Genomic DNA, 16,278 nt, shown 5'->3' on the forward strand with positions numbered 1-16,278 from the left:
TGACTCCTCTTCACTAGAGTCAGGCCGTCCTGACGAATTTTCTCAATATGAGGGAGGTCGTTCCTCCTAAATATGCCTTAAATTATAGCAAAGAGCGCACCAAAATGAATTATTTTCACACTTAGAAATCATTAAAGCGCAAAAAAGAGTGATCCATACCAACAGATCACTCTTTCAGCACAACCTTGGTGCAATCTCAGATATTCACTTTAAACCTAAACGTGCGACTTAGAACTTAAAGCGAAGACCCACTCCATACTGCCAACCTTTCTCTTCGTCGCTTTCAGCTTGCCAAGCCGTCGCTTCATTGCCTTTGCTATATTCATAGGCAATGTCCACATAAGGCATGACTTTTTTGCTGATCTCATAACGTGTCTCAAGACCAACGGCTGCACTACTGAGACCCGATTTTTTGGCATATTTAGAGTCATCACTGAAAATAATGTTCAGATCTAAATAAGGCTTGAAAATCAGCTTTTGGGTCAGTAACAAGTCCCGCTCAGTTTCTAAACTAAACGCAGCATAGTTGTCTGCACCAGCATATACATAGGCATCGGTTTCAAAGAAATACGGCGCTAAACCATGTAGGCCAAGCACCCCATCCACTTTTTCTTCCGTATCCCATCCCTGCTGTTCACGCTCCACCTTTTCAGCTCGGTAACGTGCACCCGCCTGTACATCCCAAAAGTCTGAGATCATACGGCTATACAGCACTTTGGCATCATACTCAGCCTTATGCGATTCCTGCTTATCCGCATGGACTTTAATAAACAGCTTGTTTTCATCTGTCCCGATACGGGTTTCAAACTCAGACTTTACACCACCATCTCCGTCTTCATTCAGCAACCATTTGTTATCGACAGTGGTAACCGCATAAATTTGCGCACCGTGCTCTTTGCGGTGATCATGCGTATGTGCTGTTGAATCATAATTCATCTGCTGTACATGTTGTGCGCTAGCCTGTGGAGCAGCTTGAGTTGGAATGGTCATCGCCTGATGCTGTGCATGTTGTGACATCACAGACTCAGTGGTCATGGAGATATTTGCGCTTGCTTCAGCAGGCATATGATGCCCTTCATGCGCCATAGTCGCAGCACTCATCAACACCAAAGAACTACTCAATATGCTTTTTGAAAAAAGATTAATGGTGCGCATGATGATCTCCTTTCTGAGCATTTGGCTGCTTGCTTGGTTGAGTCTGAACTTGCTTCTCCGATGAAGACTGACCCACCGCAGTTTTCTGTTTAAGCATCTGAGCATGTTCATTGGCACTATGCTGATGATGCTCATGTGCCATATCTTTGGACTGAACTTGGCTTGTAGATTTGGCTTTTTGTTTTTCATGCTGTGCATGAGATTCGGCAGCCATAGCTAACGAACTCAATAAGACACTAAGAGCTAAAGTAAAACCTGAAAAAAGATTAGTGATGCGCATGTTCATCTCCTTTTGGTTCAGCTTGAGCTGCTGTTTTTTGCTCTTGAATTGGGGTGGTTGACACTTGACTATCACTCACATTGGCCACAATCAGTTTATTCATCATGCCTGAGCTCATGTGGTACAGCAGATGACAGTGAATGGCCCATTCGCCTAACTCATCTGCGGTCAGTAAAGCGGTCACTGTTTTGCCCGGTGGCACAATCAAAGTGTGCTTATTCGGCATATCAACGGCAGCTTGTCCATTTTCCAGTTGCATAAACATACCGTGCAAATGCATCGGATGCGCCATCATGCTGTCATTGACAAATTTGATCCGAATACGCTCGCCGTACTTCACTTTCAACGGTTCAGCATCGCTAAATTTTTTCCCGTTGATGGTCCACAAATAGCGCTCCATAGTTCCACCCAAACGAATCACTAACTCGCTCGTCGCCTCGCGGGTATCTTTTTGCGGCTCTAAGGATTTCAGATCGCTATATTGCAATGCCTTATCACCTTTAGGGGTAGAGGCATTCGCCCACCCATACACTGGTGTAACAGCTTCCTGTACCGAACTTGCTGTCGTATTATGTTGCGCATGACCCATCTGTGTATGATCCATCTCAGACATGGTCTCATGATTCATCTTCGCATGATCCATTTCAGGCATCGCTTCAGGGTTCATTTTGGAGTGATCCATTGCAGGCATCGCTTCATGACTCATCTTTGAGTGATCCATACCTGAATGTTCTGAGCCGTGTCCCATATCTTCCATGGTCAACAATGAGCGTGGACGTGGCGCAGGCATATTTATACTCTGTGCCATTGGAGTCAACTCATTGTGTAAAGTTCCAATGGCGTAGCCTGAACGGTCAATCGACTCTGCTTCAATTTGATAATGCCCTGCTTTCGGTTCCACAATCACATCATAAGTTTCAGCAGTTCCAATCCTGAACTCATCCACAGGAACGGGTTTAACAGGCTGACCATCTGCACTGACTACCGTCATTTTTAAGTGAGGAATACGGATATCAAAAAAAGACATGGCTGAGGCATTGATAAAACGCAACCGAACCTTCTCGTTCGGCTTAAACATACCTATCCAGTTCTGCTCAGGCGTTTTACCATTAATGAGGAAGGTATAACCCGTAACATCCGACAGATCCGTTTTTAGCATGCGCATTTGGTTCCACATGGAACGGTCTTGCCACGCGGCTTTTAAGCCCTCACGCTGTACTTGTTTCCACACGTCAGCAACGGTTTCACGCTGATTTTGATAATATTCTGCAGAAATCTTCAAATTCTTCTGAATTTGTTCACTGCTCTGCTCATGGAAGTCCGACAGCATCACCACATAATCACGCTCTGCTTTTTCATGCTGAGCTAAAGGCTTTTTGTCTTTGGGATAAATGACCAATGCACCATACAGCCCATCTTGTTCCTGTCCTTTAGAATGCGCATGGTACCAATAGGTGCCACTTTGGCGCACTTTGAACTTATAGACAAATTCGCTCTTCGGCTGAATACCATTAAACCCGTTAAAACCTGGTACACCATCCATCAGCCCAGGCAAAAGCAAACCATGCCAGTGGATCGATGAATCCTGTTTTTTGAGGTTGTTTTTAACCCGAATGACCGCATCATCGCCCTCCTCAAATTCAAGCAAGGGAGCTGGAAACTGTCCGTTGACACTAATCCGCTTGAGCGACTTGCCGGTTAAATTGACGGGACTTTCATCAATCACCAATTGGTATTCTTTGACTGCGGCAAAGCTCCAAGAAGATGACATCAGACACACCCCAAGGATGAGGCTTTGTTTAAATTGAATAGACATGACTAAATCCTAATAATTTTAAAAATAAAGTTTTAAAAATCAGGATTAGGCTTTGGGAGGACGTAGAATTTCTTGCCAATAGCCCACTAAATGTTGAGCTTGATAGCGAAAATGGGGGGATGATTGTGCTAAAGCGGCTTCAAGCTGAACCACTGCAAGCAGTTCAGCCTCTAAAAGTGTCAGCGTTGTTTGGCAGTGATACTGTGCACACTCCTGACACTGAACTTGCTTATTTTGCAGCATATCCGAAGCATGACAGTTGCTCTTCGCTGTTATGTCGGTCTGAGCCATATGCATTTGATGTCCAGAGACTGGACTCAATGATTTCGTTTGATGACAGTCGGGCATGCTTTGCCTGCCTGTTGCATGCGCTGAACTTTGCTCACTGGTTGCAGTCTGCATACTTAGTTGCATCATTTGATGCATCGGCGCTGCCGAAGCTTGGGCAATACCACTCCACCCCATTACCAAAGTAATGAGTAAGACAAACCAAGAATGTGTCTTGAGCAATGAACGCACAATCAATCCTATTTAGTCAGTGAAGAATGATATCTCAACGCAACAAAACGCTCTTTGCATGTAAATGCCTGATCTTTTGTTGCTGATCCCAATCTACAGGATAAGCAAAGAATGCTTTATACACAAGTTTATAAATTTAAATTCAATTACTACGACAGTTTAGCCACTACGCACACTTAAACAATAAAGTTATTTTTTAAACAGTGCTATTTTTAAGTACAGATGAATAAAGCATCAGTAACAATCAGGCATTCACACCATAAAAAGGACTCAAATGAGTCCTTTTTTATACATTTAACGTCTAAATACTAAACCATTGCTATGTAAACGTTTAAACATTAATCAAGTTATCCATATCGTTATCAACATAGATATCCACCAGTTTATCCATAAAGTTATCCACAACCTGTATAGCATTTATACCTATGAGCTTAAACCTTTACCGCACCCACTTTTGCAAGCTCTGCACGCATATCATCAATCACAGCTTTATAATCTGGTTTTCCAAAAATAGCTGAACCCGCAACAAACATATCTGCACCCGCTTCTGCAATCTCGCGAATATTTGCAGGTGACACACCACCATCCACTTCTAAACGAATATCACGCCCTGAAGCATCAATAATTTTGCGCGCTTCACGTAGTTTATCTAAAGTCATCGGAATAAATTTTTGACCACCAAAACCTGGGTTCACACTCATCAACAAAATTTGATCGACTTTATCCAGCACATAATCTAAATAATGTAACGGCGTTGCTGGGTTAAAGACCAAACCAGCTTTTGCACCGCCTGATTTAATCAACTGTAAAGAACGGTCGATATGGTCAGAGGCTTCTGGATGAAAGGTAATAATATCCGCGCCTGCTTCTAGGAAGTCACCAATCATGCGATCGACAGGTTTAACCATCAAATGCACATCAATTGGGGCTTTGATGCCGTAGTTCTTGAGGGCCTTACAAATACCCGCACCAAAAGTCAGGTTTGGCACATAGTGGTTATCCATCACATCAAAGTGAACCACGTCTGCACCTGCTGCAAGTACATGTTCAACGTCTTCACCTAAACGGGCAAAGTCAGCAGAGAGAATAGATGGTGCAATTAAATAAGGCTTGGACATGCGTGTACCTGGCTTATACAAAAGGGAATAAAGGCATTATAGCAAATTCAGCTTTTGAACTGGGACTTGTGAAAAAAGAAAGCGTTAAGCTTTCTAAATTTGCAACGTAGCGTTGCAACATTCAACTTTTCATTTGACTTGAAACTGTTATGGTAAGAGATCAATCGACGAGGTAAATATGAAAAGTACTGCGGATATTGTCACGACAGATGCGGCTCGAATTGCAAAACGACTGGTGAATCATTGGAAACATAAGTTTGAAATCGAACAAGAACCCAGTAGTTTTACCATTATCATGCCTGAAGCCCGCGTACAGTTAAGCCCTCAAGCCGAACATTTACATGTCAGCATTGAGGCGAGTGAAGAGAAACTGAGTCACTTAGAGCACGTAGTCTTAGACCACCTGATCCGTATGGGACAAACGCCACTCACAGCAACATGGACACAAGTTTAAGTCAACGGCTGAATGAATTAGTTTGATAAGCGTTGCTGTTGGTTAAATTGGCGAATAGCTGCAATACGCTCTTGGGTCGCAGGGTGACTTTGGAAAAATGAACCAATGCCACCGTCCTCCTCTTCTTCGGACTTCCCTTGCGGCTGCTTTTCTTCCTCTTCGGCACGTGCATCATCTTCCATACGTGCTAAAAATTTTGCCAAATGTAAGCTGGAGATATGGTTTTTATCCAGCACTTGCATGGCATACAAGTCCGCATCACTTTCAAAATTGCGTGAATAACTGGCACCAACCAAAGCCACGGGCAAAGTTGTAAATAAGGCCGAACTGTCCCCCGTCACCGCAATCAATAGCACACTAAAACCTAAACTGGATAAGGCTTGCTGTAAGCTATGTCGCTCGACCAAGTGCCCTTGCTCATGTGCTAAAACGCCAATAATTTCATGATCATCTTTGGCTAAATTAACCAATTCATCGGTCAGAATAATGGTGTTGTTGGGAATGGCCAACGCATTGGTTCCAATTTGTCCGCCTGCACGAAACAGTACTTTGGCAGGTTGCCCATTGGCAACAAGGTCTTGATAGCTTTGTATGATTTGTTTTTGACGTGCAAGAGGGATAGTCGAAGGTCCCGTCAGCTTAAATACTTGTTCTTGCGCTTCATCACCGAGTTTATAGATGGTATCGGCAGGCAGTTGCATCGCGACATAATGTGCTGCGCTTGGAATACCCCATCTTAAAATGGCGAAGATAAAAGCGGCAACAAACACAACACTAAACAAGATGAGACTTGGTGAGCGTTCTAATTTCCAAATCGAATGCTGTACATGCTTTTTGTTCAACTCAAACCAGTCAGGCAATGCTTGTGGAAATTCAATCCGTGCATCATCTTTCAACTCAATCACAGGTTGAATCTGCCCCAATGCCCCAATCAACTGCATATCGGCATAGTAATAACGACGTTGCTGCTGGTTATAACAGATCAAGACCGTTTCGCTATCTATCGGTGCAATCGTGGCTGGATAAGGCTTAGAAATCTGCCCATCGTAAAAGATGATGTTTTGTTCCTGCATTTAAGCCTCGTTATAGCGAAATATCGATGTCAAAAATATCACTCAGCTCTTCAGCTATCGCATTCGGGTCATCTTGAGCCAAATTGTACATACGATCTGGATCATTTTTTAGGGTTAAAGTTAATGACTCAATTTGATACTGATACAAACGCACCGCAGCCCATGCCGATAACAAACCGAGCGAAAGAATTTTTAAAATCCAGTTGGTCATCACGATCCATGCATAATGCATTTGACCACAGTCCGTTTGGAAAGGACTACGCCCCAACGTGGCTTTATTCCATGTGGTAATAAAAATACGCGCCATCATCAACGGCCAAATCATAAAAGCAGCAATCATATAAATCACCGCCACGATGATCCCAAACTGGGTTGGAGAACTGCTCCCAACTTGAAGAGTGAAGGCAACGAATAATCCTAAAACAAAGACGATTCCAATAAACAAAAACACAGGGATGTACATAGCACGCATATAGTCAGGCCAATCGGCATGTAGCTCAAAACGTAACTGCCCAAGTTGTAAATTATCCAGCGTGTATTTTTTAAAATACCAAAACAGCACTGGGAAAAAGATCCCGAGGGTAAAGATGTAAATCAAAATGCCTTTCAGCGCCAAGATATAGGCTTCTTTGGTTGTGCCTGTAAAATAAAAACGGCTATTGCCAAATTTACTGTTCCGCGCTCGGAAACGAATGGTTGAACGCACCAACCACGGAACCAATAAAAAGATGATGAGGAAACCAATTAAAGAAGCTTGCCAAGATACCTGAGCCAAAGCTGAAGCGCCAAAGTACACGCCCAAAGCAATAATTCGACCAATCAGGATACGTGTAGGTACACCCGTAAAATCAAACTTGCGGCGATAAAACACCGTGTTGCCATAAAAATAGCGTAAGCGTCTAACCTTCGCCCAAGGCGCATATAAACTGAAGGTAACAATGGTCAATAAGATATTCACAATCCAAATGCCAAAGTACTCTCGGGCATTACCACGGAATTGGAAACGAAAGGTCTGTCCCAAATAGGCGTTTGGCTCATCCGTGGGAACGGCTGGTGGAGGTGGCCAGCTTGCTTCAAAAGAAGCCTCTACAGGTGGCAAAGATGCCTCTGAATTTTGCATGTATACCCTATCTATTATTTTACTGTTTTATTTTTTAAGAACAAAAAATCAATCACCCAACCATGTTAATGCCAGTGCTGGATGATTTCTAGTCAAAAATTAAGAATAAATATGACAAATCAAGATTTAAGATTCGAGCTGTACGGCATGAAACTGCAGGTGATCATCGATAAAACTTTGAATAAAGTAATAACCATGGTCATAGCCTGCATGTTCGCGAAGCGTCAGTGGCTGGCCCGCAGCCTGACAGGCTTGCTGAAATAATGCAGGATTGAGCTGGCTATAAAACTGATCACTCAAACCCTGATCAATTAAAATATCGGCAAAATGAGCTGTTTTTGTTTGGACCAAAGCAGTTGCATCATGTTTCAACCACTCAGCTTGATCTGAACCTAAATAGTTTGAAAACGCTTTTTCGCCCCAAGGACATTGACTTGGTGCACAAATCGGAGCAAATGCAGACACCGACTTAAACTTCTCAGGATATTTCAAGGCCAAGGTTAAAGCGCCATGACCGCCCATGCTGTGCCCGAAAATCCCAATACGCTCTGCTTGTACAGCAAATTGCTGAATCACTAAATCATATAACTCTTCAACGATATAGCTTTCCATCTGGAAATGCTCAGCCCACGGTGCTTGGGTGGCATTGATATAAAAACCTGCCCCTTGCCCAATATCCCAATGATCACCTTGCGCAACCTGTTCACCACGAGGAGAAGTATCAGGCGTTACCAAAACCAGACCTAACTGAGCTGCTAAACGCTGTGCGTGCGCTTTAATGGCAAAGGTTTCTTCGGTACAGGTTAAACCCGCCAAATAAAATAATGTTGGACACGCTTGCCCCGCTAACGCTTGAGCGGGTAAATAAATACCAAACCTGCTCTCGCCTTGAAGGCTGATGGAATTAAATCGGTAAATACGCTGTTCACCATCAAAACTACGGTTAGATTGTACTAATTCCATCAGGGTTCCTTTTTAGATCCAAATTAAGGGGTTGTAACAGCTTTAGGTGGAAACAAGCGCTGTTCAAGTTGTGGAAGCATCAGCTCCATATTTTTACCCATCGACCACTGAGGTTCAGAGGGTTCAAAACCTTGTGCTGTTTCCCATTGGCTCACAGTCTTTTGTGCTTGGCTAAAAGCAGTTTCTATACTGTTTTGTTCACGCATTGCTTGATCGAAAAACGCCCGACCAAAATAAGTATAATCGGCTTCATTGGTACAACCAAAAGACTGACGGTCTGCTGCCGAAGCAGTAATGATCAAGGTATTGTCATTTTGCAATGCTGGTACAAAGCTTCCAGAGAAGCACGATGAAATCACAATCACACGCCAGCGAATACCCGATGCATCTAAGGTTTCGCGTAACCATTTCGGGTCGACCTGAGTTAAGTCTAAAGGTGCATTTTCCATTTCGAACTGGTTCGGTAAACCATGCGAAGTCATATATAAAAATAACACATCGCTTTCACGGTTCATTTGCTGTCCCATACGGCGCAGTGACATTTCAATACTGTGTTTAGAGGCAATCGGAATTTCTGTCCGTGTTGCAGGGTTATTCACCAACATCATCGAACGACCCAAAGTACCAAAACGCGTATCGAACTGTTCTTTTATTCGCTCGACTTCCGAACGGAATACATCTTGATAACTCGCTCCCGCCACACCAAGGAAATACCAATGTGACTGGGCAAATTCACCATATTGCACAGACTCTAGTGCTTTATTCAGTAAACGACTTTGTGCATAAAAGGCATCTTCTGCAAAGGTTGGTGGCGTTTCTTCTACTTTCCAAATCGGCTGACTGGTCACTGACATTTGCCAAACCACAAGGGTAAACAGCGTAGCCAAGACAATCAGAGCACGCTCCCACCAAGGCCATTTCAGCTCACGTGAAAACACCCACACCACAGCCAAACTCTGCCAGACAAACAGTACCATGAACACATTCGGCAGGTAGTCGTAGAAGAAATACGGCAGGACATCAATCATGCCCAAATATTGGATAAAACTTTGTAATAACGCGATATGCGTATCCAACACGAGCCAAAGCAATGCTGGTACCAACATCAAACGCGGATTATTCACCCGTTGAGACAGAAAAATCCCGACAATCAGGGCAATGAAAGGCCAAAGTGCGTAACTGACCAAACCTTGTGGGTTAAAGTCACCGATCTCTCCTGCGCTCAACCAGCTAAATAAAGTATTGGCTGAGCCACCTAAAATTCCCCAGAAGATGAGCTGCATAATCGAAGGATGGACAATTTGCAAAGAGCGTCGTGAACCTAGAAACAACCACATCCCCGCAGTTTGGTTGCTTTTAAAATCATGCCAAAAGTTGATGGAGGGTTTGAAGTCGATCATAAGATTCTAATTAAATTGTGACTTGCGTAGGGACACACTAAGTTTATGCTTGATCAGCATTTTATCAATGATGTTTTTAATTATATAACAAATCTTTGCATACTTTTGAAGCAGTCTTCCACTTCAGTCTAAGCGTTCATGCTGAAAATAGGCATCAAAACGGCATGCATCCCCTAGCCACTGATGAGTGGTTTCTTGATTTGCCAAAAATACGGCCAAGCGAGGACGTTTGACCACCACCCGTTTTGCCACTTTTTGCGCTAAGCCAAGCAGATTATCGCCCAGATCCATTTCACCATCTTCAGGCAATAACATATGTAAAAGCTGCATTTGCTTTTTCACTTGCGCCTGTTTTTTCACCGCTTGCTGGTTTTGATCACGTTGTGGAAACATCGGATCTAGATAAACCACATCGACCTTATTGCCCTGCTCTGCTTGTTGCTGCAAATACTCTTCGGAATCTGAAAAAACCAAGTCAATTCGAGTCACCACGGGATTTAAAAATGCATCCTGCAAAGCCTGTTCCTTACTTGACTCTAACAAGGTGAATAAAATGGGATGGCGTTCTACCAAAGTGACATTGGCGCCTAAATGTGCCATGAGCAGTGAATCATGCCCAAGCCCTGCCGTTGCATCAATGAGCTTAGGTTTTTCAGTCAAGTGGCAAGCACGAGCAATCATTTCAGACTTTAACGACGCACGCTTTAAACGTGGAACTTCAGCTTTCCAATCCGGCTGCATTTTCATGCCATTGGCACAAAGCCAAAGCCCATCGGCATCGGCACACAGACCCAGTTCAGGATGAAAACGGAAGAAACGTGCATTTAACTTTTCGGCGACTTCGATGCTGACTTCGACACCACGAGAAAAAAGCACAGCAACATAGTGCTGTGCTTTTTCTAAATGCTCTTGTTCCACATATAAGCGCATTGGGCCTACCATAACTTCCAACCCGTAAAGGCAAACAGTAGAATCACTAAGCCTGAAGCGATGCGATACCATGCAAAAATCATGAAATCACGCTTCGCCACATAAGCGACTAAAGCACGAATCAACAGTAAAGCCGAGATAAAAGAAACAATAATGCCTGTTGCCAATACGATCCAATCTTGTTGTCCGTCAAACACATGCGCACTTTGGTACAAATCTAACAGACCCGCACCAATAATTACTGGAATACCCAAGAAGAATGAAAACTCAGTGGCTGCTTTGCGCGATACACCTAAGAACATCGCGCCAATAATGGTTGCCCCCGAACGTGATGTCCCTGGAATTAAAGACAGCACTTGAATCAGACCAATCCAAATCGCATCTTTTACACTCAGGTCTTCAACTTCATGCACGCGCTCTTGTGGTGGATGCTTTTCAATCCAAATAATAATCAAGCCACCCACAATCAAACCAATAGCAATCGCAATATCATTAAATAAAAGCTCTTTCACCGTTTGACCAAATGTCAAACCAATCAGCACAATAGGAATCGACGCTAAAATTAGCCCAATCCCGAGACGGCGACCTTGGGGTTCACCACTAAAAATTCCCGTTGCTGCCCCCCACAAACGTGTCCAATATTCATAAATGACGGCTGCAATTGCCCCCATTTGAATGGCGATCACAAAGACATCACTTTTTTCTTTGGTCCAAAAATTCATAAGTTCTGAAGCTAAAATTAAATGTCCAGTACTCGAAATGGGTAAGAATTCAGTAATACCTTCAACAATACCCATAATTGCCGCTTTGAGCAGCAGTAAAAGATCCATAAAAAAACCCTAATTATGCTTTGCCCTGTTCCGGGATTTTTTTCCAAGCGTTATCACGTAAATAGACTGGAAGTGCAAGTTCAGCACTCACCCAGTGTTGTTGCTGTGCATTCTTGCGCGCAATTGTGGCAATATCTTGCGCAGTTGCACTTAAATCTTTGTATTGTATTTGTGATGGATCAATTAAGGTTGCGCCTGAACCAACTAAAGTAAACGGTGTACATTCAGTAGCCGCGGCATAGCTTAGAAGCTGTTCTTCATCGACGGCTTGCATGATGCCGTCCGTATCTAATTGAAAACTTGCAATATAGACTTCACTCATGCGAGCGTCTAAAACTGCGGTGACTGTGGTTAGACCGTGCACACGATGTGCAGCTTGTGCGAGCGCTTGTAAAGTTGAAACAGGAACCACAGGCAAATCATTCGACCATGCCAAAGCTTGAGTCACGGCGGCATTAATACGAACGCCGCTAAAAGAACCAGGACCACGACTAAAAGCGATACAAGACAAATCTTCTGTCTTTATATCCAACTGTAAAAACCCTTGTTCAATCATTGGCAGAATCGTTTGCGTTTGTGCTTTTGCGCGCGTATCCAATTGGAAAAAAAGTTCTTGATTTTCATCTACAATAGAGACGGAACACTGCTCATTTGCAGATTCCAATGCCAGCACTTTCATGCACAACCTTAATGATTTAATCTATAAAAACGTGGCTATGATACTCCACTCAAAAGCACTAGGCGAGATGTTCTCGGAATAGAGCTAAAAAAGCCTAGAAAAATCTAGGCTGAATGGGAAAAAGTAAGCTTATAACTGTGCCGGCTCTAAATCGATAAATTGTTTAAAGTGTTCTGCATAATGCAGTGCACTCATTTTCAAACGAGCTTCAGCCGTTTCATCCAAAGTTTTGACGACTTTACCCGGTGAGCCCATAACCAGAGAATTATCTGGAATGACTTTACCTTCCGGAATCAGTGCATTTGCGCCAATAATACAATTTTTACCAATCATGGCATTGTTTAAAACTACGGCATTAATCCCAATCAGACTGTTATCCCCCACGGTGCAACCATGCAACATAGCTTGATGCCCAATCGTGACATAATTGCCAATATTCATTTCAATCCCAGCATCGGTATGTAAAACCGCATTTTCCTGAATATTGGTAAAGTCACCTAAACGAATTTTGCAATTGTCTGCACGTACGACTGCTCCAAACCAAATACTGACTTGCTGCCCCAATTCGACTTGACCGATAACTGTGGCATTTTCCGCAACCCAGCCATTCCATGGTTGATGCATCGCTTGTGGGGCATGACCTTTAAATTTGTACAGCATATCTCTTCCTTAAAATATTAAACTTACTTGGACAACCGAAATGTCGGTGAATTGACTAAAAATGGCCACTCTTTATGGTAACCCAAACCATATTGAAATAATGTAACAAGCATCCGTGCTGTCAGCCCCCAAACAATTTCATTTTCCACCCGCATACTGGGAAAATAGAGAGATTGATGGGCAAAACGAACTTCATAAGGCACAGCAGGCCCTTCCATCAGCTGTTTAAGTGATGCAAAGAAAATACGATCAATTTCTGTCGGCTGGGCAACCAATTCGACTTCAGGCGGAATCAGCCCGACCACAGGTTTGACTAGCATGCCATTACGGGCCTTTTGCATCGGCAAATCACCGAGCAGCTGTACATCAAAAGGATTCAATGCGGTCTCTTCATAAGCTTCACGCAAGGCAACCACGATATTACTGGTATCTTGCGGATCTCTTTTTCCGCCAGGAAAAGACACTTCACCAGCATGATTAGATAGGTAAACAGAGCGGCGGGTCAGTAAAACTTTGGGATTGTCTTCATTGGTGATCGCGATTAACACAGCTGCATCTGCCGATTTAATTTTGTTTGAAAACCGTAACTGTTGCTGCAGTATGCGTGTTAATGAATGTTCATCCATTGAACGTCGTCCCCATCATTCTTTTTTTCATCATAGCTGAATTTGATACTGAAAAAAGAGAAATGATGCCAAAATTTAATTTTTAAGTTATGCTGAGTCTGAACTTTATCATTGATGATGAATATGGACTTTTGCAGCAATTGCGGACAAAAAACAACAGAACAAATCCCTCTTGGCGACCATCAATTGCGTCGTGTTTGCACCTCTTGTAGTTCTATTCATTATGTGAACCCTAAAGTGATTTGTGGCGCACTCGCACTTTGGGAAAATAAAGTATTGTTATGCCGCCGCGCTATTGAACCGCGTTATGGGCTATGGACATTACCAGCAGGTTACATGGAATTGTTTGAAACCATGGAACAAGGTGCTGCACGAGAAACTCGTGAAGAAGCTGAAGCGGAAGTTGAAATTGAACAGCTATATTGCATGTACAATATTCCGCGTATTGGTCAAATTTATGTGCTCTTTAAAGCGAACTTAGTGGATGGAAAATTCGGTGCTGGCGAAGAAAGCATTGAATGTCGTTTATTTGAAGAAGATGAAATTCCGTGGTCAGAACTGGCTTTCCCAAGTGTCGAACATACCTTACGTCACTATTTTGCCGACCGTAAAAGTAATCAATTTAATCTTCATCTCGAAACCCTAGGTACACGCTTAGACCATACAGGTTAATGTTGCCTAATATCAAAAAAAGCCCATCGATGATGGGCTTTTTTGTATTTACAACGATATTATTTGGCTAAGACCTTATAGCAATCAGCAATGTCAATTGAAACCTCACCCTCACGAAAGTCTGCGGCTGCTTGATTGGCAATGCTATTTTTTTCATAATAATTACTCAAATACGCCTTATAGATATTGGTCCACTTTACCCCTGCACCAGAAAAATCACTGAGGGAAATATAAGCACTTTCATTAACATTGGCAGACAATAAATTACCGAGATTAACACGTGCTCCACCAATCACTGTAGAGGTCTGTTTTCCTTCACTATTCACATCACTTACAATATTGGTATTTGCACCAATAACTGCACCATCAATTTTATCAAAGATAGGATTTGCCAAGAGGATACGGAAGGTTACCGCTTTATTTGAAGTATCTGTCGCACCCAATGTCCCAATTCGGTACTGTATTTGATTGTTATCTGTCGTTAAGGTTGCACCCGTTGTTAGTAGCGGTGTACACGCCGTCGTTTTATTACTAGCGGACTGCATATCAGTACGAATATCTCCCGACTCATCAATTGCAATACCTAAGGCTACGCTATCACTAGAGTTTTTTGCCTTAAAAATTAAGTTGGCATACAGTGGAAAAATATACTTCTGCCCAGCCGCTACATTGCTCTTCGACTTAAATACATCATTATCTAAATAGCCAATTGGAAAAATTTTAAAGGCATCAAATGAACCTTTGAAGGTATCTGTGCCATAGTTTTGCTGCCATAAACCATAGGATGATGGGCTAGCATTCGGATCCTTGGTTAATTGTTTATAAAATTTTTCCGTCCCTGCAATTAGATAGTCATTAAACAACTTGCCTTGGGTAATGGTGAAATCATCCGAATTTGGATCTGTCAGGTTAAACTTAAACGGTTGCTGAATACTTTTAGTTAAGGGGTTAATCCAAGACGTTTGCGCTAAAGCATTCATTTTGGCAGGTTCAATATTTTTCAGTAAATCGACCGTCACACTGGTTGCCAAATCACTGCCTAATTGTTCTTTTAATGGTCCACGCCACTGTACACCTGAACCAAAGGTATAACCTTGTCGATCCGTTAAAATAATAAAACTTCCAATTAAATGGCGAAGATTAGCAGGACTAGTCTTGCAGTCTGTAGCATTACAACCATATAAGCCTTGCGGTAAACCAATCCCTGTCTTGTCCGATAGGGCATTTGCAAAAATCGGGAAGTCCGCTTGATAGGTGGCAGAGTTATTCATGAGCACCAATGTTTGGACCACTTTAAAAGCATCCTCATTGCTGACTTGACTGACATCAATCCATGGTCGGATTTTATCTAAGTATGCTCCTGATGCATAATCTTCAGCACTAATCGATGTCAAGAGGAGTGATAAGTCAGCTTTTTTAGAGGCTAAAATACCAAAGGGTTGTACATCCCCAACCACCCCAGCACCACGCTCTAGACCTAAAGCTTGAAAAATTTTCGCCAAAGCCATCGCAATTTTTACGGTCTTATCGTTTGGACTCAAACTGGTTGCAGCCGTTCCACCATTTAACCCTTTTGCCATATCTAAAATACTGAGGCGTGGCAGTGAAGCTGAAACCGTACTCACATTGCCAATTTCAGACAAAGGAACTGTACCGAGTTCGACTTGTTTATCCGAACTTCCAGTCAACAAGAAGTGAATTTTGTCCCCTTCAGAGCACCGACCTGTTGCCGCATTGGTTTTCGGCTCCATCAAAGTCATATACGTATTATCGGGGTCGCTACTACAGACAAAGTTAATCCCATCAACTGGATAATCCAAGGCAAACTCAACACAGTTTTTATCTTTCAGCAAACAGCTTCCGTTGATAGAATTCACTTGATTCGGCTCTGGATTCACATTGGCACTTTCTCCACCACAACCAGCTAAGGCAACAACCAATGTCGACAAGGTAAATGGCCATAAAATTTGTTTTTGCATTTTC

17 protein-coding genes are annotated in these 16,278 nt (G+C 42.8%); 2 read left to right on the plus strand and 15 right to left on the minus strand.

The genetic code is table 11. The features are described 5' to 3' along the window. Positions 1-228: 228 nt before the first annotated feature. The 5 genes from ACFN7Z_RS14130 to rpe all read right to left on the minus strand — a co-directional run bounded on the left by ACFN7Z_RS14130 (position 229) and on the right by rpe (position 4,888). A complete protein-coding gene (locus ACFN7Z_RS14130; RefSeq protein WP_010325988.1) occupies positions 229-1,155 on the minus strand; it encodes a copper resistance protein B in 927 nt (308 codons plus the stop codon). After that, a complete protein-coding gene (locus ACFN7Z_RS14135; RefSeq protein ID WP_010325987.1) occupies positions 1,142-1,435 on the minus strand; it encodes a hypothetical protein in 294 nt (97 codons plus the stop codon). Before ACFN7Z_RS14135 ends, ACFN7Z_RS14130 begins: the two co-directional genes overlap by 14 nt. Continuing rightward, the gene (locus ACFN7Z_RS14140; RefSeq protein WP_010325986.1) at positions 1,422-3,251 is read right to left on the minus strand and encodes a copper resistance system multicopper oxidase; all 1,830 of its coding nucleotides are present in this window, start codon (positions 3,249-3,251) and stop codon (positions 1,422-1,424) included. Before ACFN7Z_RS14140 ends, ACFN7Z_RS14135 begins: the two co-directional genes overlap by 14 nt. Before the next feature lie 45 nt (positions 3,252-3,296). Further along, positions 3,297-3,770 (minus strand): hypothetical protein, encoded by a 474-nt coding sequence (locus ACFN7Z_RS14145; protein ID WP_010325985.1) that lies wholly within the window; start codon positions 3,768-3,770, stop codon positions 3,297-3,299. Positions 3,771-4,201: 431 nt separating this feature from the next. Continuing rightward, positions 4,202-4,888: a ribulose-phosphate 3-epimerase gene (gene rpe / locus ACFN7Z_RS14150; RefSeq protein WP_004694978.1), complete on the minus strand. Its 687-nt coding sequence runs from the start codon at positions 4,886-4,888 to the stop codon at positions 4,202-4,204. A gap of 178 nt (positions 4,889-5,066) precedes the next feature. Here rpe and ACFN7Z_RS14155 point away from each other — a divergent pair, with 178 nt between their 5' ends. Further along, the gene (locus ACFN7Z_RS14155) at positions 5,067-5,342 is read left to right on the plus strand and encodes a DUF2218 domain-containing protein (protein ID WP_010325984.1); all 276 of its coding nucleotides are present in this window, start codon (positions 5,067-5,069) and stop codon (positions 5,340-5,342) included. Between the two features lie 17 nt (positions 5,343-5,359). On the opposite strand, the gene ACFN7Z_RS14160 is transcribed toward ACFN7Z_RS14155, so the two are convergent. From ACFN7Z_RS14160 to ACFN7Z_RS14200, 9 genes are all read right to left on the minus strand, one after another. Beyond that, positions 5,360-6,415, minus strand: coding sequence for a M48 family metallopeptidase (locus tag ACFN7Z_RS14160; protein WP_010325983.1), 1,056 nt, complete (start codon positions 6,413-6,415; stop codon positions 5,360-5,362). 10 nt (positions 6,416-6,425) lie between these two features. After that, positions 6,426-7,535 carry a YjgN family protein gene (locus tag ACFN7Z_RS14165; protein ID WP_010325982.1) on the minus strand — a complete coding sequence of 370 codons (1,110 nt, stop codon included), beginning with the start codon at positions 7,533-7,535 and terminating at the stop codon, positions 6,426-6,428. A 126-nt stretch (positions 7,536-7,661) separates the two neighbouring features. Continuing rightward, positions 7,662-8,498 (minus strand): S-formylglutathione hydrolase, encoded by an 837-nt coding sequence (gene fghA, locus ACFN7Z_RS14170; RefSeq protein WP_010325981.1) that lies wholly within the window; start codon positions 8,496-8,498, stop codon positions 7,662-7,664. Positions 8,499-8,521: 23 nt separating this feature from the next. Further along, positions 8,522-9,898 carry a C13 family peptidase gene (locus ACFN7Z_RS14175; protein ID WP_010325980.1) on the minus strand — a complete coding sequence of 459 codons (1,377 nt, stop codon included), beginning with the start codon at positions 9,896-9,898 and terminating at the stop codon, positions 8,522-8,524. A gap of 123 nt (positions 9,899-10,021) precedes the next feature. Further along, positions 10,022-10,840 carry a class I SAM-dependent methyltransferase gene (locus ACFN7Z_RS14180; protein ID WP_010325979.1) on the minus strand — a complete coding sequence of 273 codons (819 nt, stop codon included), beginning with the start codon at positions 10,838-10,840 and terminating at the stop codon, positions 10,022-10,024. Next, entirely contained in the window at positions 10,834-11,658 is an 825-nt protein-coding gene (locus tag ACFN7Z_RS14185) for an undecaprenyl-diphosphate phosphatase (protein ID WP_010325978.1), read from the minus strand. The genes ACFN7Z_RS14180 and ACFN7Z_RS14185 overlap by 7 nt, the downstream gene beginning before the upstream one ends. 13 nt (positions 11,659-11,671) lie before the next feature. Then, entirely contained in the window at positions 11,672-12,337 is a 666-nt protein-coding gene (tsaB, locus tag ACFN7Z_RS14190; RefSeq protein WP_010325977.1) for a tRNA (adenosine(37)-N6)-threonylcarbamoyltransferase complex dimerization subunit type 1 TsaB, read from the minus strand. A gap of 129 nt (positions 12,338-12,466) precedes the next feature. Further along, a complete protein-coding gene (locus ACFN7Z_RS14195; RefSeq protein ID WP_010325976.1) occupies positions 12,467-12,997 on the minus strand; it encodes a gamma carbonic anhydrase family protein in 531 nt (176 codons plus the stop codon). A gap of 23 nt (positions 12,998-13,020) precedes the next feature. After that, complete coding sequence (locus ACFN7Z_RS14200; RefSeq protein ID WP_010325975.1) at positions 13,021-13,623, minus strand: CoA pyrophosphatase; 603 nt, start codon at positions 13,621-13,623, stop codon at positions 13,021-13,023. Positions 13,624-13,746: 123 nt separating this feature from the next. Here ACFN7Z_RS14200 and ACFN7Z_RS14205 point away from each other — a divergent pair, with 123 nt between their 5' ends. Further along, the gene (locus tag ACFN7Z_RS14205) at positions 13,747-14,295 is read left to right on the plus strand and encodes an NUDIX hydrolase (protein WP_010325974.1); all 549 of its coding nucleotides are present in this window, start codon (positions 13,747-13,749) and stop codon (positions 14,293-14,295) included. Positions 14,296-14,354: 59 nt separating this feature from the next. Here ACFN7Z_RS14205 and ACFN7Z_RS14210 read toward each other — a convergent pair whose 3' ends face one another. Then, on the minus strand, positions 14,355-16,274 hold the full coding sequence (locus tag ACFN7Z_RS14210) for a flagellar protein FilF (protein WP_159151783.1): 1,920 nt from the start codon (positions 16,272-16,274) through the stop codon (positions 14,355-14,357). Positions 16,275-16,278: the final 4 nt, after the last annotated feature.

Source organism: Acinetobacter sp. P1332 (assembly GCF_044057475.1).
GTDB classification, from domain to species: domain Bacteria; phylum Pseudomonadota; class Gammaproteobacteria; order Pseudomonadales; family Moraxellaceae; genus Acinetobacter; species Acinetobacter johnsonii.

Excerpts from the sequence above, each read along its gene's own strand:
- tsaB (WP_010325977.1), bottom strand. The coding sequence starts at position 12,337 with ATGAAAGTGCTGGCATTGGAATCTGCAAATGAGCAGTGTTCCGTCTCT.
- ACFN7Z_RS14200 (WP_010325975.1), bottom strand. The coding sequence starts at position 13,623 with ATGGATGAACATTCATTAACACGCATACTGCAGCAACAGTTACGGTTT.
- ACFN7Z_RS14210 (WP_159151783.1), bottom strand. The coding sequence starts at position 16,274 with ATGCAAAAACAAATTTTATGGCCATTTACCTTGTCGACATTGGTTGTT.
- ACFN7Z_RS14195 (WP_010325976.1), bottom strand. The coding sequence starts at position 12,997 with ATGCTGTACAAATTTAAAGGTCATGCCCCACAAGCGATGCATCAACCA.
- ACFN7Z_RS14180 (WP_010325979.1), bottom strand. The coding sequence starts at position 10,840 with ATGGTAGGCCCAATGCGCTTATATGTGGAACAAGAGCATTTAGAAAAA.
- ACFN7Z_RS14175 (WP_010325980.1), bottom strand. The coding sequence starts at position 9,898 with ATGATCGACTTCAAACCCTCCATCAACTTTTGGCATGATTTTAAAAGC.
- ACFN7Z_RS14205 (WP_010325974.1), top strand. The coding sequence starts at position 13,747 with ATGGACTTTTGCAGCAATTGCGGACAAAAAACAACAGAACAAATCCCT.
- rpe (WP_004694978.1), bottom strand. The coding sequence starts at position 4,888 with ATGTCCAAGCCTTATTTAATTGCACCATCTATTCTCTCTGCTGACTTT.
- ACFN7Z_RS14155 (WP_010325984.1), top strand. The coding sequence starts at position 5,067 with ATGAAAAGTACTGCGGATATTGTCACGACAGATGCGGCTCGAATTGCA.
- fghA (WP_010325981.1), bottom strand. The coding sequence starts at position 8,498 with ATGGAATTAGTACAATCTAACCGTAGTTTTGATGGTGAACAGCGTATT.
- ACFN7Z_RS14135 (WP_010325987.1), bottom strand. The coding sequence starts at position 1,435 with ATGCGCATCACTAATCTTTTTTCAGGTTTTACTTTAGCTCTTAGTGTC.
- ACFN7Z_RS14130 (WP_010325988.1), bottom strand. The coding sequence starts at position 1,155 with ATGCGCACCATTAATCTTTTTTCAAAAAGCATATTGAGTAGTTCTTTG.
- ACFN7Z_RS14160 (WP_010325983.1), bottom strand. The coding sequence starts at position 6,415 with ATGCAGGAACAAAACATCATCTTTTACGATGGGCAGATTTCTAAGCCT.
- ACFN7Z_RS14165 (WP_010325982.1), bottom strand. The coding sequence starts at position 7,535 with ATGCAAAATTCAGAGGCATCTTTGCCACCTGTAGAGGCTTCTTTTGAA.
- ACFN7Z_RS14185 (WP_010325978.1), bottom strand. The coding sequence starts at position 11,658 with ATGGATCTTTTACTGCTGCTCAAAGCGGCAATTATGGGTATTGTTGAA.
- ACFN7Z_RS14140 (WP_010325986.1), bottom strand. The coding sequence starts at position 3,251 with ATGTCTATTCAATTTAAACAAAGCCTCATCCTTGGGGTGTGTCTGATG.